Source organism: Enterobacter sp. JJBC (genome assembly GCF_036936505.1).
Lineage (GTDB): Bacteria > Pseudomonadota > Gammaproteobacteria > Enterobacterales > Enterobacteriaceae > Enterobacter > Enterobacter hormaechei_C.
The window spans coordinates 2,138,413-2,157,567 of the sequence record NZ_CP136935.1 but is presented as its reverse complement, the minus strand read 5'-3'; the positions used below and the strand labels follow the sequence as shown (position 1 = coordinate 2,157,567).

General features: G+C 56.8%; 17 protein-coding genes. 12 read left to right on the top strand and 5 right to left on the bottom strand.

The genetic code is table 11. The features are described from left to right. Positions 1 to 77: 77 nt before the first annotated feature. The 6 genes from pqqA to pqqF are packed head-to-tail and all read left to right on the top strand — an operon-like array spanning position 78 to position 5,572. Positions 78 to 149: a pyrroloquinoline quinone precursor peptide PqqA gene (gene pqqA, locus RY075_RS10400; protein ID WP_002905689.1), complete on the top strand. Its 72-nt coding sequence runs from the start codon at positions 78 to 80 to the stop codon at positions 147 to 149. A gap of 55 nt (positions 150 to 204) precedes the next feature. Then, complete coding sequence (gene pqqB, locus RY075_RS10395; RefSeq protein ID WP_003857504.1) at positions 205 to 1,122, top strand: pyrroloquinoline quinone biosynthesis protein PqqB; 918 nt, start codon at positions 205 to 207, stop codon at positions 1,120 to 1,122. A 2-nt stretch (positions 1,123 to 1,124) separates the two neighbouring features. After that, entirely contained in the window at positions 1,125 to 1,880 is a 756-nt protein-coding gene (pqqC, locus tag RY075_RS10390; protein ID WP_003857506.1) for a pyrroloquinoline-quinone synthase PqqC, read from the top strand. Between the two features lie 2 nt (positions 1,881 to 1,882). Continuing rightward, on the top strand, positions 1,883 to 2,161 hold the full coding sequence (gene pqqD, locus RY075_RS10385) for a pyrroloquinoline quinone biosynthesis peptide chaperone PqqD (RefSeq protein WP_003857508.1): 279 nt from the start codon (positions 1,883 to 1,885) through the stop codon (positions 2,159 to 2,161). Next, positions 2,148 to 3,290: a pyrroloquinoline quinone biosynthesis protein PqqE gene (pqqE, locus tag RY075_RS10380; RefSeq protein ID WP_302378524.1), complete on the top strand. Its 1,143-nt coding sequence runs from the start codon at positions 2,148 to 2,150 to the stop codon at positions 3,288 to 3,290. The genes pqqD and pqqE overlap by 14 nt, the downstream gene beginning before the upstream one ends. A gap of 5 nt (positions 3,291 to 3,295) precedes the next feature. Next, the gene (gene pqqF, locus RY075_RS10375) at positions 3,296 to 5,572 is read left to right on the top strand and encodes a pyrroloquinoline quinone biosynthesis protein PqqF (protein ID WP_302378525.1); all 2,277 of its coding nucleotides are present in this window, start codon (positions 3,296 to 3,298) and stop codon (positions 5,570 to 5,572) included. Positions 5,573 to 5,658: 86 nt separating this feature from the next. On the opposite strand, the gene RY075_RS10370 is transcribed toward pqqF, so the two are convergent. Beyond that, on the bottom strand, positions 5,659 to 8,088 hold the full coding sequence (locus RY075_RS10370) for a glucose/quinate/shikimate family membrane-bound PQQ-dependent dehydrogenase (RefSeq protein ID WP_109948989.1): 2,430 nt from the start codon (positions 8,086 to 8,088) through the stop codon (positions 5,659 to 5,661). Positions 8,089 to 8,434: 346 nt separating this feature from the next. Further along, a complete protein-coding gene (locus RY075_RS10365) occupies positions 8,435 to 8,854 on the bottom strand; it encodes a translesion error-prone DNA polymerase V autoproteolytic subunit (RefSeq protein WP_003857514.1) in 420 nt (139 codons plus the stop codon). A gap of 325 nt (positions 8,855 to 9,179) precedes the next feature. On the opposite strand from RY075_RS10365, the gene RY075_RS10360 reads away from it, so the two are divergent. Next, positions 9,180 to 9,380 (top strand): hypothetical protein, encoded by a 201-nt coding sequence (locus RY075_RS10360; protein WP_003857516.1) that lies wholly within the window; start codon positions 9,180 to 9,182, stop codon positions 9,378 to 9,380. Positions 9,381 to 9,426: 46 nt separating this feature from the next. Here RY075_RS10360 and RY075_RS10355 read toward each other — a convergent pair whose 3' ends face one another. Continuing rightward, a complete protein-coding gene (locus RY075_RS10355; RefSeq protein ID WP_003857518.1) occupies positions 9,427 to 10,293 on the bottom strand; it encodes an aldo/keto reductase family oxidoreductase in 867 nt (288 codons plus the stop codon). 145 nt (positions 10,294 to 10,438) lie between these two features. Here RY075_RS10355 and RY075_RS10350 point away from each other — a divergent pair, with 145 nt between their 5' ends. Further along, the gene (locus RY075_RS10350) at positions 10,439 to 12,100 is read left to right on the top strand and encodes a methyl-accepting chemotaxis protein (RefSeq protein WP_003857520.1); all 1,662 of its coding nucleotides are present in this window, start codon (positions 10,439 to 10,441) and stop codon (positions 12,098 to 12,100) included. Positions 12,101 to 12,132: 32 nt separating this feature from the next. On the opposite strand, the gene smrA is transcribed toward RY075_RS10350, so the two are convergent. Then, the gene (gene smrA, locus RY075_RS10345; protein ID WP_003857522.1) at positions 12,133 to 12,696 is read right to left on the bottom strand and encodes a DNA endonuclease SmrA; all 564 of its coding nucleotides are present in this window, start codon (positions 12,694 to 12,696) and stop codon (positions 12,133 to 12,135) included. Between the two features lie 348 nt (positions 12,697 to 13,044). Beyond that, complete coding sequence (locus RY075_RS10340) at positions 13,045 to 13,950, bottom strand: LysR family transcriptional regulator (RefSeq protein ID WP_003857524.1); 906 nt, start codon at positions 13,948 to 13,950, stop codon at positions 13,045 to 13,047. Between the two features lie 175 nt (positions 13,951 to 14,125). Between RY075_RS10340 and RY075_RS10335 the strand changes: the two genes are divergently transcribed. From RY075_RS10335 to ogt, 4 genes are read left to right on the top strand one after another with little or no spacing between them, the layout of a single operon-like run. After that, on the top strand, positions 14,126 to 15,436 hold the full coding sequence (locus RY075_RS10335; RefSeq protein WP_032658257.1) for a M20 family metallo-hydrolase: 1,311 nt from the start codon (positions 14,126 to 14,128) through the stop codon (positions 15,434 to 15,436). Beyond that, positions 15,436 to 16,881, top strand: coding sequence for a M20 family metallopeptidase (locus RY075_RS10330; protein ID WP_003857528.1), 1,446 nt, complete (start codon positions 15,436 to 15,438; stop codon positions 16,879 to 16,881). Before RY075_RS10335 ends, RY075_RS10330 begins: the two co-directional genes overlap by 1 nt. Positions 16,882 to 16,925: 44 nt before the next feature. Beyond that, a complete protein-coding gene (abgT, locus tag RY075_RS10325; RefSeq protein WP_325773788.1) occupies positions 16,926 to 18,452 on the top strand; it encodes a p-aminobenzoyl-glutamate transporter in 1,527 nt (508 codons plus the stop codon). Between the two features lie 9 nt (positions 18,453 to 18,461). After that, the gene (ogt, locus tag RY075_RS10320) at positions 18,462 to 18,977 is read left to right on the top strand and encodes a methylated-DNA--[protein]-cysteine S-methyltransferase (RefSeq protein WP_003857532.1); all 516 of its coding nucleotides are present in this window, start codon (positions 18,462 to 18,464) and stop codon (positions 18,975 to 18,977) included. Positions 18,978 to 19,155 lie beyond the last annotated feature (178 nt).

The window sequence follows — 19,155 nt, the reverse complement described above, 5'->3', positions numbered from 1 at the left end:
GACGCATTATTTGATGACCATCACAAAACTGGCACAAACAATGGCGTTGGTGCTGCATTTTTAAAGAGGAAAAAACGATGTGGAAGAAACCTGCTTTTATTGATTTACGTCTTGGCCTGGAAGTGACCCTGTACATTTCCAACCGCTAATCGCTCTGCCCGCCATCCGTGCGGGCATTTTTGTTTGACTACCTGGCCCATCTTCATGTTTATTAAAGTCCTCGGTTCCGCCGCTGGCGGTGGTTTCCCCCAGTGGAACTGTAACTGCGCCAACTGTCAGGGTTTGCGCGACGGTACCCTTCAGGCGACCCCTCGCACCCAGTCGTCGATCATCGTCAGTGATAACGGCAAAGAGTGGGTGCTGTGTAACGCCTCCCCCGATATCAGCCAGCAGATTGCCCATACGCCAGAACTGAATAAGAAAGAGGTTCTGCGCGGCACGCATATTGGCGGCATTATTCTCACCGATAGCCAGATTGACCACACCACCGGGCTGCTCAGCCTGCGCGAAGGGTGCCCACATCAGGTATGGTGTACGCCGGAGGTGCATGAAGATCTTTCCAGCGGATTCCCGATTTTTACCATGCTCCGGCACTGGAACGGCGGCCTTATTCATCACCCGATTGCGCCGCTCACCGCCTTTAGCGTGGAAGCCTGCCCTGATTTGCAGTTTACCGCTGTCCCCATCGCCAGTAACGCACCGCCCTATTCGCCGTGGCGCGACCGCCCGCTGCCGGGGCATAACGTGGCGCTGTTTATCGAAAACCGCCGCAACGGTCAGACGCTGTTCTACGCGCCGGGTCTCGGTGAACCCGATGACGCTATCCTGCCGTGGCTCAAAAAGGCGGACTGTCTGCTGATTGACGGCACCGTCTGGCAGGACGATGAACTCCAGGCCACCGGCGTCGGGCGCAATACCGGCCGCGACATGGGCCATCTGGCGCTCGGCGATGAACACGGCATGATGGCGCTGCTGGCCTCGCTGCCGGCAAAGCGCAAGATTCTGATCCACATTAATAACACCAACCCGATCCTTAACGAGCAGTCGCCGCAGCGTCACGCCCTTGCGCAGCAGGGAATAGAAGTGAGCTGGGACGGGATGAACATCACGCTTCAGGACTAACTATGCACATTCGCGAAACGCTCTCGCCGCAAGAGTTTGAGCACGCCCTTCGGGCGAAAGGCGCCTACTATCATATTCACCATCCGTACCATATCGCGATGCATAACGGCGAGGCCAGCCGCGAGCAGATCCAGGGCTGGGTGGCGAACCGGTTTTACTACCAGACGACGATCCCACTGAAAGACGCGGCAATTATGGCGAACTGCCCGGATCCGCACACGCGTCGCAAATGGGTGCAGCGGATCCTCGATCACGACGGCAGCAACGGTCATGACGGCGGTATCGAAGCCTGGCTACAGCTGGGCGAAGCCGTGGGGCTCAGCCGCGAGGACTTAATCAGCGAACGCCACGTGCTGCCCGGCGTCCGTTTCGCCGTCGACGCTTACGTTAACTTCGCCCGCCGCGCCAACTGGCAGGAGGCTGCATGCAGTTCGCTCACCGAACTGTTCGCCCCGCAAATCCATCAGTCGCGTCTCGACAGCTGGCCACAGCACTACCCGTGGATCAAAGAGGAAGGCTATTTTTATTTCCGCAGCCGCCTCAGCCAGGCCAGCCGCGACGTTGAACATGGTCTGGAGCTGGCGAAGCGTTATTGCGATAGCGCGGAAAAGCAGAATCGGATGCTGGAGATCCTTCAGTTCAAACTCGATATCCTGTGGTCGATGCTCGACGCGATGACCATGGCCTACGCGCTACAGCGTCCGCCTTATCACACGGTCACCGACAAAGCGGCCTGGCACACAACCCGACTGGTATAAGCATGCAAAAAAACTCCATCGTCGCCTTTCGTCGCGGCTATCGCCTGCAATGGGAAGCCGCTCAGGACAGCCATGTCATCCTCTATCCGGAAGGCATGGCTAAACTCAATGAGACCGCCGCCGCGATCCTCGAACTGGTCGATGGCCAACGCGACGCGGCGGCCATCATTGCCATACTCAACGAACGGTTCCCGGAAGCCGGCGGCGTGGATGACGACGTCGTAGAATTCCTGCAAATTGCTTATCAACAGAAGTGGATTATTTTCCGTGAGCCAGAATAAACCTGCCGTCAATCCACCGCTGTGGCTGCTGGCGGAGCTGACCTATCGCTGTCCGCTACAGTGTCCTTACTGCTCTAACCCGCTGGACTTCGCCCGGCAGGATCAGGAGCTGACCACTGAACAGTGGATTGAGGTTTTCCGCCAGGCGCGGGCGATGGGCAGCGTGCAGATAGGTTTTTCCGGCGGCGAACCGTTGACGCGTAAGGATCTGCCGGAGCTGATCCGCGCCGCCCGCGATCTCGCTTTTTATACCAACCTGATCACCTCGGGAATTGGCCTGACGGAAAGCAAGCTCGACGCATTCAGCGAGGCCGGTCTGGACCATATCCAGATTAGCTTCCAGGCCAGCGATGAAGTGCTCAACGCTGCGCTGGCGGGGAATAAAAAAGCCTTCCAGCAGAAGCTGGCGATGGCCAAAGCGGTTAAAGCGCGCGATTACCCGATGGTGCTGAATTTCGTCCTGCACCGGCATAATATCGATCAGATCGATAAAATCATCGAACTGTGCATCGAGCTGGACGCCGACGACGTCGAACTTGCCACCTGCCAGTTCTACGGTTGGGCGTTCCTTAATCGTCAGGGGCTTCTGCCGACGCGGGAACAGATTGCCCACGCGGAACGCGTGGTTGCCGAATATCGGCAAAAAATGGCCGCCAGCGGCAATCTGACCAACCTGCTGTTTGTCACTCCCGATTATTACGAGGAGCGGCCCAAAGGCTGCATGGGCGGCTGGGGGTCGATTTTCCTCAGCGTGACCCCGGAAGGCACGGCGCTGCCCTGCCACAGCGCGCGCCAGCTGCCGGTGGAATTCCCCTCGGTGCTTGAGCAGAGTCTGGAATCCATCTGGTATGACTCTTTCGGCTTCAACCGCTATCGCGGATTTGACTGGATGCCGGAGCCGTGCCGCTCCTGCGATGAAAAAGAGAAAGACTTCGGCGGCTGCCGCTGCCAGGCCTTTATGCTCACCGGGAATGCGGATAACGCCGATCCGGTGTGCAGCAAATCGCCGCATCATCATAAAATCCTCGAGGCGCGACGCGAAGCAGCCTGTAGTGATATGAAGATCGGTCAGCTTCAGTTTCGCAACCGAACCCGTTCTCAGCTTATCTATAAAACCCGGGAACTGTAACGATAATGACCATCCGCATCGTGGAACTGGCAGGCGGTTTACGCGCAACGCTGGTGCATCAGCCGCAGGCGACACGCGCGGCGGCGCTGGCGCGCGTGAGTGCCGGAAGCCATCACGAGCCACCGCGATTCGCCGGTCTCGCGCATTTGCTTGAGCACCTGCTGTTCCGCGGTAGCCAGCGCTATCAGGGCGATGATCGACTCATGGCCTGGGTCCAGCGCCAGGGCGGCAACGTCAATGCCACCACGCTGGCTCGCCACAGCGCTTTTTTCTTCGACGTTGCCGCCGAAAACCTGTCCGACGGCGTCGCGCGACTGCGGGATATGTTGCAGGCGCCGCTGCTTTCCCGGCAGGACATCCAGCGCGAAGTGGCGGTCATTGATGCGGAAAACCGGCTTATCCAGCAGCATGATCCCGCCCGGCGCGAAGCCGCGGCGCGCCACGCGATGGAACAACCGGAGGTTTTTCGCCGTTTTCAGGTGGGTAGCCATGATTCTCTGGGGCAAGACACGGGATCGCTGCACGCCGCGTTGCGCGGATTTCATCGCCGCTATTATGGGGCCAGACACCTGCAATTGTGGCTACAGGGACCGCAAACGCTGGATGCGTTAGCCGAGCTTGCCCATACGTTTGCGACAGGTTTTGCTTCAGGTGGCGTGCCTGAAGCCGCCCCCCCGTTACGCCTTAGCGCTGAAGCAGATTATCAGCTGGCAGTGACGGAGCGACCCGCGCTGTGGCGCTGTCCGTTGATCCGAAAAAGTGACAACGTCACCTTGCTTCGGGAATTTTTGCTGGACGAGGCCCCCGGAAGCCTGATTGACGGGCTGCGGGCGCGCGGGCTGGCAGAAGAGGTATCGCTGGACTGGCTTTATCAGGATGACGATTACGGCTGGCTGGCGCTAACGCTTGACGGCGAACGGCCCGAGGCCATAGACGCGCAAATCACGCGCTGGCTGCGGGCCCTACAGCAAACGACGCAAGAGCAACAGCGGCATTATTATAGGCTGGCACAGCAGCGCTTTAGCGCCCTGTCGCCCCTTGACCAGCTTCGCCAGCGGGCGTTTGGTTTTGCGCCCGGCGCGGCGCCGGTTGATTTTTCCGCCTTCTGTGCCGACTTACTGGCGGCGCCCACCTCGTATCTGGCCTGCAAAAAAATGGAAACCGCTGAAATTATCGCCAGCCAGGGATTTGCCCTGCCGCTTAGCCACTGGCGTCGCCAGCCGGTTGCGGATGAGAGCCCCATCGCGTTTTCCTTCTACCCGCAGGCTACCCAATATTCTGCCCCAGCCCTGACGCCAGAAGCCGTTCCGCTGCTGCATTTACCGGCGCAGGCACAAGCGCCGACGCTGATCCTCCGCAGGCCTTTTTATTCGCGCGTAAGCGAGTCACAGGGAGTGGCGATCGGCAAACAATTACGCCCTCTTCTGGCTGAAATGCGCCATATCGGCAGCAGCGGCGAGTGGCAAACGGTTGACGGTAGCTGGCAGCTAACCCTGCGGCTTCCTGACGCCGTGGTGATGGCGGAACCCATCATCGGGGCGATAATCGATCGCCTCTCCCGCCCCACACCGGCTATTACGCCTGCGCCAGATGGCATTGCGATCCGTCAGTTGCTTAAGCAATTGCCTGAACGACTGGCATCGGAACCGTCACGGAATGGCTGGCTGGCGGCGTTAGCTGGCGGCAGCGCCGGACACGCGCACGGGTTAGCCCGGCAGCTTGGCCTGCTCCGGGCGCCGGTTAACGCTAAGCCGTTGCCGTTAAGCGATTGTCCCGGCGGGGTCGAACACATTCCGCACGCCAGCGAGGATTCGGCGCTGCTGGTGTTTATTCCCCTGCCGCCGGGTGCGTCGCTCGCCGCGCTGCGGCTGCTGGCGTTATGCTGCGAACCGCGATTTTTCCAGCGCCTGCGCGTGGAACAGCAGATTGGCTACGTGGTCAGCTGTCGTTATCAGCGTATTGCCGATCGCGATGGCCTGCTGCTGGCGTTACAGTCGCCTGATCGTTCTCCCGTGAACCTGTTGGGTTGCTGCAAACGATTTTTGCGAGAGCTGACGCTGTGCGATGAATCCGAGTTCAGCCTATTGCGACAGCAGCTGGCGACGCAGATCCGCTCACCGATGGATGCCAGCGCCACGGCAGTGGCCGCCCTGCGCCAGCGCTATGGTTTGCCGGTGTTAACGCCGCAGGCTATTGATGCCCTGCAACCTGACGAGATAGTCGCGCTATGGCGCGAGATGACTCGCCGTCGCCGACGCTGGCGGGTGCTTTTCACGGGCTGACCGGAACCGCAGCTTTCTTCCTGTGCGTGGTTTTTAGTCAAAAAAAAGCCCCGTACTACGACGGGGCCAGGCTGCTTATTTCGCTGTTATTTATCCAGCGCGTAGGCAATCACGTAGTCACCACGATCCGGCGACTGGCGTGCACCGCCGGCAGAGATCAGAATGTACTGTTTGCCGGTTTTCGGTGATACATAGCTGATAGGTCCGCCCTGGCTACCCACCGGGAGACGCGCTTTCCACACTTCTTCCCCCGTAGAGGAATCAAAGGCGCGCAGGTAGTAATCCTGGGTTCCCGCAATGAAGACCAGACCGCCCTGCGTGGCCAGCGTACCGCCCAGCGTCGGCATACCGACAGGCATCTGCATACGCATTTTTACCCCAAACGGACCGGTATCCTGAACGGTACCGACCGGCACCTGCCAGACGATTTTCTGTGTTTTCAGGTCAATCGCAGAGAGAGAGCCAAACGGTGGTTTCTGGCACGGAATACCCAGCGGTGACATGAAACGGTTTTTGTTGACCGAATACGGCGTTCCTTTCATCGGAACAGCGCCCATACCGGCGTTCACGGCTTCACCGCCCGTGTTTGCCACTGCGCTTTGCGGATCTTGTTTAATCAGCTGGACCCACAGACCCAGACGCATGTCGTTGACGAAGATGTACTGGTTGTTCGGATCCGTGGACAGACTACCCCAGTTCATTCCCCCCAGCGAGCCCGGGAAGCTCAGGGAAATATCGGTTCCCGGCATCGTGTACAGACCGTCATAACGCATTGATTTGAAGCTGATACGACAGGCCAGCTGGTCAAACGGCGTCGCCCCCCACATATCCGATTCTTTCAGGGTTTCCGCGCCAATCTGCGGCATCCCCACAGAGCGCGGCTGCGTTGCCGGGTACTGTTCACGTGGAATATCCGCTGGTTTTACCGGAACCTCTTTCACTTCAGTGAGCGGTTTACCCGTCAGGCGATCAAGAACATAAATTTGCCCCGCTTTGGTGCCCACCACCACCGCGGGCTTGTTGCCCTCTTTTGTCGGGAAATCAACCAGGCTCGGCTGCATCGGGATATCGAAATCCCAGAGGTCGTTATGCACGGTCTGGTATACCCACTTCTCTTTCCCGGTAGTCGCATCCAGCGCGAGGATTGAGGTGGCGTATTTATGATCTTCCGGAATACGGTCAGCGCCCCACAGGTCGACGGAGGAACTCCCCATCGGGATAAACACGGTATTCATCGACGCATCCCAGGACATAGGGGCCCAGGAGTTTGCAGAGCTACGTTTGTAGTGTTCGCCCGGCTTCAGAACATAGTTCGGATCCGGATTACGCGGGTCGAACGCCCAGCGCAGCTGGCCGGTGATCACGTCATAACCACGTATAACGCCTCCCGGCATATCGGTGCTGACGTTATCCGCAACGCGGCCACCAACGACAACCGTCGTACCCGCCAGCGTCGGGGCCGACGTCAGCACATAGGTGGGATCTGACGCGTCGCCCATCCCTTCATGCAGGTTAACGCTGCCGTTAGTACCGAAGTCCGGACAGAATTTGCCGTTATCGGCGTCTAACGCGATCAGCTTACCGTCAATAGTATTCATCAGGATACGGCGCTGGCATGCAGTGCCCGGTGCGACCTGCGCTGGCAGAACCGGCGTGGAGCCCGCTACCGTTGGCTGTGCCAGCGGTTTGGTGGCATCAAAGTATGCCAGGCCACGGCAGCGCATCCAGATTGCAGATTTGGCGTTGATTTCCGCTTTCCAGATCTCTTTCCCACTATCGGCATCCACGGCGATGACGTTGTTATGCGGCGTACAGAGGAAGACACGATCGCCAACCTGTAGCGGCGTTTGCTGATCTTCTGCGCCATTGCCGTCCGGACTTTCCGGTACGTCACCGGTATGGTAGGTCCAGACCGGTTTCAGGTTTTTCACGTTGTCACGGGTTATCTGGTCCAGCGCCACAAAGCGACTACCGCCGGCCGTATTACCGTAGTGATCCCAGTTCTGCTGTTTCGCATCATCTTTTACCGGTACCAGCGGACGTTTTTCACCGCTAAACGGCACGGTCGGATGGGGTTGAAACATCTGAACAAAGGTGACGCCCATGGCGATAATAAGGACCGCGCAGACCCCCAGGGCCCCTTTTGCGCAGGACGGTTTTCCTTCACGTTTACGCAATGCAGGCCAGGTGGCAGCTGCCAGCACCATCAGCCCGGCGGGTACCATTAAACGGGAAACCAGCGGCCAGAAGTCGAGCCCGGCATCGAAAAATGCCCAAATCAGGGTGCCAAGAAACACCAGGGCAAACAGCCCCACGGCAGAGGACTTGCGGCGGAAGAACTGAATCGCAGAGAGCAGAGTGATAACCCCGGCGATGAGAAAATACCAACTCCCCCCCAGGGAAACCAGTTTAAAACCGCCGATAGCAAAAAAGAGCCCCGTTACAAGAAGTATCACACCCACCAGCAGGCACCACGGGCCTAACCAGCCGGATGAGCGGGGATTATTGTCTGACATAAAAATGAATCTCCTGATTACTTTATAACAGCAGGGTTTTATTGACTGCCACGATGCTAAAACCCTGCGTAACATCAATTGTTCGTGTGCGAATCATAAATTAAAATTATAATGTAGACAAAATGTATTCTGTCGGAAGAAAAGAAAACTCACTAAAGTGCAGGAACATAACAAAATAAAAAAATGGGATATCACTCTGTAATTCGCCAATACCGGAATATTTGACCAGTAAGTTCCGGCTTATGCGATGAATATCAGGTTTGCCGACAAGACAGCCCAGGTGCCGTAAGATTTTTGCATGATGAGAATTAACTTATTGCCTATTATTTAAGCTTCACAAACACGATCAGCTCGCGGATTTCACGATATACGTCACTACACCAAAGATATCGAGCGTATCGTCGCTGCCGACAATAATCGGTGAATAGGCGCTGTTCATGGGGTTGAGTTGAATATTGGGACGCAGCTGGAGGCGCTTCACGGTAAATTCGCCCTCTACCGCCGCAATCACGATATCGCCATGCTCAGGCTTGCGGGAACTGTCCACCACCAGCAAATCACCGTTATTGATCCCCCCTTCTATCATCGAGTCACCGGCGGCTTTGACAAAGTAAGTGGAGCTGGGATGGGCGACTAATAACTCGTTTAAATCGATACGCCGCTCTACATAATCCGCTGCCGGGCTGGGGAAGCCGCACTGTACTAAGTCGCTGAAAAGTGGAATAGCAACGATTTCACGCAACTCTGCGGGTCTGAAAAAGATCATGATAAACACCTCCACACTGTTTTTATATACAGTAGTTTTAACTGAGGTATCGATCAAGCCATGTCAGCGTAAGCGGCTGGCTACGCCTTAACCGCTTCGCTTATAACCCCCTATAGCAATGAAGATTATTTGTTTTGTAAATTTTTACGCACAGACAAGCGTAACGCGTCATAAAACATCACTACGCAATGACTTTCACATGACTATAAAAAGAAAACAAAGTAACAACAAGTCACTCCACATACACTATACGTTGACTTTATATTTAGACTAGCACATATTTTACAGCACAAATTAACAAGACAATTTTTGGAGGACGTTTTCTATGCCCGCCCGTGATTATCCCGATAAGCGTGTTGCTCGCGGTGTCGCAAAGGAGGCCGAACTCAGGATGTTAAGTGCGCGCATCGATCCTGCGCTGATGGAGTACATCCGCATTACTGCGTATGAAACACGGAAAAGTAAGCAGGAAATCGTGGCAGAAGCGTTAGCGCTTCACCGCCAAAGAAGTCAGATTGGATCATAAACAGCAAAAACCCGAAAAATCCTCCGGGCTTTTGCTGGTATCGGGATTACCCCACCAGAGAATTTAATGTCTCCAGCGCCTCAGGCGGCAATACCAGATCGGCTGCCGCCAGGTTTTCACGCAGATGCGCCACCGATGAGGTTCCCGGGATCAAGAGGATATTTGGCGAGCGCTGCAGCAGCCATGCCAGCGCCACCTGCATCGGCGTCGCGCCCAGTGAATCCGCCACCGCCTGTAGTCCGGAAGATTGCAGTGGCGTGAAACCACCCAGCGGGAAGAACGGCACCCAGGCAATCCCCTGCTGCGCCAGCGAATCAACCAGCGCATCGTCACCGCGATTCACAACGTTGTACATGTTCTGTACGCACACCACGGAAACCATCTTCTGCGCTTCAGCAACCTGCGAAGCGGTGACGTTGCTCAGCCCAATATGACGAACCAGCCCCTGCTGTTGCAGCTCCGCAAGGGTGCTCAGCGGCGCGGCAATCGAGCCTTCCGCCGGTCCGTGGGCGCTAAACATGATCCGCAGGTTAACCACGTCCAGCACATCCCGCTTCAGGTTACGCAGGTTATCATGCACCGCCTGCGTCAGCTCCTGCGCGGAAAACGCCGGCAGCCAGGAGGCATCCTCGCCGCGTCGGGCTCCGATCTTGGTCACAATCGTAAGGTCGTCCCGGTACGGATGAAGCGCCTCGCAGATAAGCTGGTTGGTCACATGAGGTCCGTAAAAATCGCTGGTATCAATGTGATTCACACCCAACGCCACCGCTTCACGCAGCACTGCCAGCGCCGCATTTTTATCTTTTGGCGGACCAAAAACGCCAGGCCCGGCAAGCTGCATCGCGCCATAGCCAAATCGTTTAACCGTACGCGTTCCGAGCGTGAACGTTCCGCTTTTATCTATGCTGCTCATGCTGACCTTCCTCATAAAAAATGATCCGGATTTACAACAGGTTCCGCAACGAAACCATTAGTTAAGCAATAGTAAAATTAAAGTTTAAATTCGCTACGACGATAGTATTGATGTAACCCTGCCTCTTCTCTTACGGATGACCGCCATGCTGAAAAATCTGCACGTGATTACCGGTATTATCTTTGCCCTCACCATATTCTGTCTGCTGCAAGTTGTCACGGGAGGGTTGTTCTACTCTGCCGTTAACAACGATCGTCACAACTTTCAGAACTCCGGGTTACTCAATGCCCAACAGGAAAGCCTGAGCGACAGCGTTAACACGCTGGTGAAAACGCGCGTTACCGTTACCCGCGTGGCGATCCGCTACCTGAAAAACCAGCGCGATCCGGCCTCTCTCGCGGCGATCAACACGCTGCTGGGCACCGCCAACGGTTCGCTGGCCAAAGCCGAAGACTATTACAAAAACTGGCAGGCTATTCCGCAGGTGAAGGGCCAGCATGCCGCGCTCACCGAAGAGATGCAGAAAGCCTGGAAGCAAATGCACGAGGTGATGCGCTTGTCCATTGAGTATCTGCGCGCCGATAACTATCAGGCCTATGGCGACCTGGACGCCCAGCAGGCGCAGGATGAGATGGAGGCGGTCTATACCCGCTGGCGCGCTGAAAACAACGTTCTGCTGAAAGCCGCCGCCGAAGAGAACCAGAGCAGCTTTACCCAGATGCAGTGGACGCTGGCGGCGATCTTCCTGACCGTGATCGCCGTGCTGGTGGTGATCTGGCAGGGTTTACAGCACCTGCTCCTGAAACCGCTCAACGCCATCATGAACCATATTCGCACCATCGCGAGCGGCGATCTGACGCAAAATGTCGCGATTGCCGGGCGCAACGAGATGGGCCAGCTGGCTGCTGGTCTGCACGAGATGCAGCAGTCGCTGGTGAGCACCGTCAGCGCCGTGCGCGGCAGCACAGATTCTATCTACACGGGCGCAGGAGAAATTGCCGCCGGAAGTAACGACCTTTCCGCCCGAACCGAGCAGCAGGCAGCCTCGCTGGAAGAGACCGCCGCCAGCATGGAAGAGCTGACTGCCACGGTGAAACAGAACTCGGATAACGCCCGCCAGGCGACGCTGCTGGCGAAGAATGCGTCTGAAACCGCCGCACGCGGCGGTCAGGTGGTGGATAACGTGGTGCGTACCATGAATGACATTGCCGACAGTTCTCAGCAAATTGCGCATATCACCGGCGTTATCGATAGCATTGCCTTCCAGACCAATATTCTCGCGCTCAACGCGGCGGTTGAAGCCGCCCGTGCCGGAGAACAAGGTCGCGGCTTTGCGGTCGTGGCAGGTGAAGTACGGACGCTGGCCAGCCGCAGCGCGCAGGCGGCAAAAGAGATCAAAGGGCTTATCGAGAACTCTGTCAGCCGGGTGAATACCGGCTCGGAACAGGTGAGCGAGGCGGGTGCGACCATGAAAGAGATCGTCGCGGCCGTGACGCGCGTAACCGATATTATGGCTGAGATTTCCTCGGCGTCTGACGAGCAGAGCCGCGGTATAGAGCAGGTCAGCCTGGCGGTCTCGCAGATGGACAGCGTCACGCAGCAAAACGCCGCGCTGGTACAGGAGTCGGCAACGGCGGCGGCGGCGCTGGAAGATCAGTCTGAACAGCTGCGTCAGGCCGTGGCGGCATTCCGGCTGAACGCTCAGGCATCGCCGGCGGCTCGCCCTAAAAACGTGAAAACGCCCGTACTGCTGCGCCCGTCAGCGGCAGGCGCGAATACAGCTGACGCGAACTGGGAAACCTTCTGAGTGACAGGCGGGCATCTCGCCCGCCTTCCTGATTAGCGGCTGCGCTTGGCGTGGCGTTCCCAGTTATCTCGCTTCGCATCCTCTGATTTACGCAACGAGACATAGCATGCTCCGCTGCCGCCGTGATGCGGCTGCGCTTCGCAAAAGGCCTGTACTTCGTCGAACTCGGTCAACCAGCGCGCAAGATAGCTGCGCACTACGTTAGGGTGCGACTGCTGTTCACGCCCTTTACCATGCACGATGATCAGGTTGCGTAGCCCGTCACGTCCGGCCTGGCGAATAAAGGAATAGACCAGCTGGCGGCATTGCTCCGCAGGCTGGCGTAACAGCGTTAAGCTGGCCTGACGGGAATATTTGCCGGAACGCAGCTTATCAAATACCCCCTGCTGTACCCCTTCACGCTGGAACATCAGCGGCTCGTCAAGGGGCAACAGTTCCAGAAACCCCAGCGTCAGAAAGTTATCGAGCTGCTCAGTATCTATTTCCTGACGCGCCCGCGTGTTGCGGCTCTGCTGCCAGTGAATATCCGCGCAGCGTTTGAGCGGCTGGACATCCTCCATGGCGTCAAGAAAAAGTGATTTGTCGTCAGGGTTCATGGAAATCCTCCGGCTACATCTGAGTGATGTACTATACCTGCGCCCGTTGCGGGTCTCAATCATCCGGGCACGGGTACAAATAATGGCTTAAGGAACAGATAATCGCAGACGCAATAAATTTAATCTAACCTTAACTTAAATTTCAGCCGTAATTAATTAAATAAATACGTTAAAAAATCGTGAAATCAATCACTCAACGTCCTTCTCTTTTAAGAAAAAGCTGTTATAACTTAATAAACCTGCCCAATGGATAATGCATGTAGGATCCGCGAAAGGATGCACGACTGTGTGTTCTGTGGAGTCTGTCTGATGTCGGGCAGACTCTATTTTTTATTGTTGTTATTTTTATTAAATTAATTTCCTGGCCTCTCTTCGAAACTGCGTGATTAATGATTCGGCAAGCGGTGTCTGGCGAGAATCACGACGCTGAATTAAATAATATGCCGCTTTAGGCAGGGTTTCGACAACCGGCAGCATTATCAGACGGTGCGCCAGAAGCGGATCGCAGCCCAGCTCCTGCGGTAAAATGCTGATGAAATCGCTTTGTGCGACGAGGCTAATACAGGAGGAAAAGGTCTCACAGACAACGCCAATTCGCGGTATTTGAGAGCGATGGTTAAAAGTATCCTGTAACTGCTTATAATAACTTCCCCGGGGCGTAGGCATCGTCCAGTTATATTGCAGAAGCTCATTAATTGAGGTCGCCCCTGTCGCCGGATGTCCTGCCCGACAAAATACGGCAAAAGGCTTTTCGAACAGCTTTTCAAACGTAAATTCGTGATCGTACGGCCCCTGATAATAGGTATTGATGGTAAAGTCCAGCTCACCCTGACGTAATTCATTAATCATCGACACCAGCTGGCCTTCCATAATCCGGACGTTGACCTGAGGATGCTGCGCATGAAAACGCGTAATGACGGCTGGCATCAGGCTGCGTGAAATGCTGGCTCCCATCCCAATATTGATCTGTCCGGCAAGCTCGCCCTGTCGCTGGCGGATGTCATCCTGCGCTGCACGCAGCTCTTCCAGAATCAAATTAGCGCGGTGATAAAACCCTTCCCCGCACTCGGTCAGCGCGACGCCTTTACTCCGGCGCACAAATAGCTGGGCCGCCATACCCTCCTCCAGCTCTTTAATGGATTTGGTCAGCGCGGGCTGCGAAAGATTAAGCGTCCGGCTGGCGCCGCGAATGCTGCCCTGACGCGCCACCTCGACAAACGCCCTGATTTGATGAAATTTAATCTGAAATGACATAACGAGACCGATAACCGTTGTTTATCAGAGTAAAGAAACTGTCATCTACTTTAATGGAAACGGATGTGCGAGGGTAATTCCTGAACGGTTAAAACTGTGAAAAAACGATTAGTGATAAGTAAAAACTATCACAGCGTGAAGCAGTTCACATATTTTAATGATGACAGGAAAAGATATGAACGCACTGGCGCAGTACATCCAGACATTAGCCCCACAACTGAGCGCATGGCGTCGCGATTTCCACCATTTCGCGGAATCCGGTTGGGTGGAGTTTCGCACTGCGGCAAAAGTGGCGGAGATCCTCGCCTCACTGGGTTACGAGCTGGCGATGGGTCGCGACGTGGTCGACGCCGAAAGCCGTATGGGACTGCCCGATGACGCCACCCTTTCGCGAGAGTTTGCCCGCGCCCGGGCGCAGGGCGCGCCGGAGAAATGGCTGGCGCCGTTTGAGGGCGGGTTCACCGGCATTGTCGCGACCCTGAATACCGGCCGCCCGGGCCCAACCCTGGCGTTTCGCGTGGACATGGACGCCCTTGATTTAAGCGAAGCGCTCGACGACAGCCATCGCCCGTTCCGCGACGGGTTTGCCTCCTGCAATCCGGGAATGATGCACGCCTGTGGCCACGACGGGCATACCACCATTGGTCTGGGGCTCGCGCAGGTGCTTAAGCAGTATGAAGCGCAGCTCAACGGCACCATCAAACTGATCTTCCAGCCTGCCGAAGAGGGTACGCGCGGCGCGCGCGCTATGGTCGCCGCAGGCGCGCTGGACGGCGTAGACTACTTTACCGCCATTCATATCGGAACCGGCGTTCCGGAAGGGACAGTGATCTGCGGCAGCGATAACTTCATGGCGACCACCAAATTTGACGTGCGCTTTACCGGAGTCGCCGCACACGCTGGCGGTAAACCGGAAGAGGGCCGTAACGCCCTGCTTGCTGCTGCCCAGGCCGCTATCGCGCTGCATGGCATCGCGCCACACAGCGAAGGCGCGTCCCGGGTTAACGTCGGGGTCATGCAGGCGGGCAGCGGACGCAACGTGGTTCCGGCTGATGCGTTACTTAAGGTTGAAACCCGCGGCGAAAGCGAGGCCATTAATCAGTATGTCTTTGAGCGCGCGCAGGCGGTAATTACCGGCGCGGCGGCGCTCTATGGCGTAACAGCCGGGATAAACCTGATGGGGGCGGCGACCTCCAGCGTCCCTTCCCCGGCCTGGGTCGATTATCTGCGCGAGCAGGCAAGCCAGGTGCCCGGTGTGACTCATGCCATTAATAAGGTCAAAGCGCCTGCGGGCTCCGAAGACGCCACGCTAATGATGGCCCGCGTGCAGCAGAACGGCGGCATGGCCTCGTATATGGTTTTCGGCACCCAGCTGAGCGCCGGACATCACAACGAAAAATTCGATTTTGATGAGCAGGTGATGAACGTTGCCATCGAAACGCTGGCGCGAACTGCGCTTAATTTCCCGTGGACGCGAGGTGTGTAATGCAGGAGAACTACGCTTTTATCGCTGATGCCATCGACACGCGATGTCAGACGTTTACCGATATTGCCGACGACATCTGGGATCATCCCGAAACGCGCTTTGAAGAGTTCTGGTCCGCCGAACGCCTCGCCAGCGCGCTGGAAGCCGAGGGCTTTACCCTGACGCGGGAAGCCGGAGGCATTCCCAACGCCTTTATTGCCAGCTACGGCAGCGGCAAGCCCGTTATCGCCCTTCTGGGCGAATACGATGCCCTGGCCGGGCTAAGCCAGCAGGCACACTGCGCGACGGCGCAATCCGCCACCCCGGGGGCGAACGGCCACGGCTGCGGGCATAACCTCTTAGGCACGGCTGCCTTTGCCGGGGCGGTGGCGGTGAAAAGCTGGCTGGAACAGCACGGCGGCAGCGGAACGGTGCGTTTTTACGGCTGTCCCGGCGAGGAAGGCGGCTCCGGTAAAACCTTTATGGTGCGTGAAGGATTATTTGACGACGTGGACGCTGCCGTGACATGGCACCCGGAAGCCTTTGCCGGGATGTTTAACGTCAGCACGCTGGCCAATATTCAGGCCGCCTGGCGGTTTAAGGGGATCGCCGCCCATGCCGCTAACTCCCCACATCTGGGACGCAGCGCGCTGGATGCCGTGACGTTGATGACCACCGGCACAAACTTCCTCAACGAACACATCATTGAAAAAGCGCGCGTTCATTACGCCATCACCGATACCGGCGGAATTTCGCCTAACGTGGTGCAGGCCCAGGCCGAGGTGCTGTACCTGATCCGCGCCCCGGAGATGGCCGATGCGCAGCAGATCTACGCGCGCATCGAGAAAATCGCCCAGGGCGCGGCGATGATGACCGAAACCACCGTCGAGTGCCGCTTTGATAAAGCCTGCTCCAGCTATCTGCCGAACCGAACGCTCGAAGCGGCGATGTACCGCGCATTGCAGCATTACGGCACGCCGGCCTGGACGGAAGAGGAACGCGAATTTGCCCGTAAAATCCGCGCTACGCTCACGGCAAACGATCTGCAAAACAGCCTGAAAAACATTGCCGCAACGGGGGCCGAAGAGGGAAAAGCGTTTGCCCGACGCCATCAGGAGACGTTGCTGGTGGATGAAGTTGCCCCTTATGCCATCACCGATAACGTGCTGGCAGGCTCCACCGATGTGGGGGATGTCAGCTGGAAGATGCCTGTCGCACAGTGCTTTAGCCCCTGTTTTACCGTGGGCACCCCGCTGCATACCTGGCAATTAGTGGCGCAGGGGCGTACCTCTATTGCCCATAAAGGCATGTTGCTGGCCGGAAAAGTGATGGGCGCGACCGCGCTGCATCTGCTTCAGGATGCCGACCTGTTGCGAAAATGCCGGGAAGAGTTCGAACAACACATAACAGAAAAACCGTACGAGTGTCCGATCCCGCAGGGCGTGACACCGTCACCTTTAAAATAAAAAAACACAACACAACAACACAACAACAGTCCCGAGGAACGCCCATGAGTATGTCTTCCATACCTTCGCATTCCCCATCCGGTAAGCTCTATGGCTGGGTTGAAAGGATCGGCAATAAAGTGCCGCACCCTTTCCTGCTTTTTATCTATTTAATTGTCATCCTGATGGTCGCGACGGCCGTGCTGTCCGCCTTTGAGGTGAGCGTGCGCAGCCCGGCCGACGGCAGCATGGTGGCAGTGAAAAACCTGCTCAGCGTTGAAGGGTTGCACTGGTTTTTGCCGAACGTGATTAAAAACTTCAGCGGTTTTGCGCCGCTGGGCGCCATCCTGGCGCTGGTGTTAGGCGCGGGACTGGCCGAGCGCGTGGGTCTCCTGCCCGCGCTGATGGTCAAAATGGCCTCGCACGTCAGCGCGCGTTATGCCAGCTATATGGTGCTGTTTATTGCCTTCTTCAGCCATATCTCGTCCGACGCGGCACTGGTGATCATGCCGCCGATGGGGGCGCTGATTTTCCTCGCCGTTGGTCGTCATCCTGTTGCGGGCCTGCTGTCGGCGATTGCGGGCGTCGGCTGTGGGTTTACCGCTTACCTGCTTATCGTGACCACCGATGTGCTGCTCTCCGGCATCAGCACAGAGGCAGCCAGCACCATCGATGTGACCATGCACGTCAGCGTGATCGACAACTGGTACTTTATGGCCAGTTCAGTGATTGTCCTGACGATTGTCGGGGGTCTGATTACCGATAAAATCATTGAGCCGCGCCTGGGTAAATGGGAAGGCCGGAGCGATGAAAAGCTGGAGACGCTGAGCAAAGAGCAGCAGTTCGGCCTGCGCGTAGCCGGGATCGTCTCGCTGGCGTTCATTGCGGTGGTGGCGCTGATGGTGGTACCGGAGAATGGCGTGCTGCGCGATCCGATCAAACACACCGTACTGCCCTCGCCGTTTATTCAGGGCATTGTGCCGCTGATAATTCTCTTCTTCTTCGTCGTTTCGCTCGCGTACGGCATCGCCACCGGCAAAATCCGCCGTCAGGGAGATCTGCCGCACCTGATGATCGAGCCGATGAAGGAGATGGCGGGTTTTATCGTGATGGTGTTCCCGCTGGCGCAGTTTGTCGCCATGTTTAACTGGAGCAACATGGGCAAGTTTATGGCCGTGAGCCTGACGGACGCGCTGGAGGCGGCGGGGTTGAGCGGTGTTCCGGCGTTTGTCGGCCTGGCGCTGCTGTCGTCCCTGCTGTGCATGTTTATTGCCAGCGGGTCGGCCATCTGGTCGATTCTGGCGCCCATCTTTGTCCCCATGTTTATGATGCTCGGCTTCCATCCGGCGTTCGCCCAGATCCTGTTCCGTGTCGCCGATTCCTCGGTGATCCCGCTGGCGCCCGTGTCACCCTTCGTTCCGCTGTTTTTAGGCTTCCTGCAACGCTACAGACCGGAGGCTAAGCTGGGTACCTACTATTCGCTGGTTCTGCCCTATCCGCTTATCTTCTTAGGGGTATGGCTGGTGATGCTGGTGGCGTGGTATCTTGTCGGCCTGCCGATTGGACCGGGTGTTTACCCGAGGCTGAACTAAGGAGTACTGATGCTGAGATTACTCGAAGATAAGATTGCGACGCCGCTGGGGCCGCTGTGGGTTATCGCGGATGAAGCGTTCAATCTGCGCGCGGTTGAATGGGAAGAGCACAGCGACCGGATGGTTGAGCTGCTCAACATCCATTATCGCGCCGAGGGATACGAGCGTGTTACTGCCCGTAATCCTGGCGGGCTGAGCGATAAACTGACGGCCTACTTCGAGGGCGATCTCAGCATTATTAATACCCTGCCAACCGCCACGGCGGGCACCCCTTTCCAGCGCGAGGTGTGGCAGGCGCTGCGTAATATTCCCTGCGGGCAGGTGATGCACTACGGTCAGCTGGCAGAACAGCTTGGTCGTGCCGGCGCGGCGCGCGCGGTCGGTGCGGCAAATGGCTCTAACCCCGTCAGCATTGTGGTGCCTTGCCATCGCGTGATTGGGCGCAACGGCACCCTCACCGGCTATGCCGGGGGCGTACAGCGCAAAGAGTGGCTGCTGCGTCACGAAGGGTATTTTCTGCTGTAATTCCCAGGCTTTTTGTGCTTAATTTTCTTCCTGTTAGGTTCATAATCCTTAATCATTCTGTGGAATTTCAAGGAGATGGCAACACGCTGCCGTCTCTTGTCTTTATTGGGGGTTTGCCAGACTTACGTCCTTACCAAAAAGATGTTAAAATTGACCAATATCAATTAAGGCTTGAGCA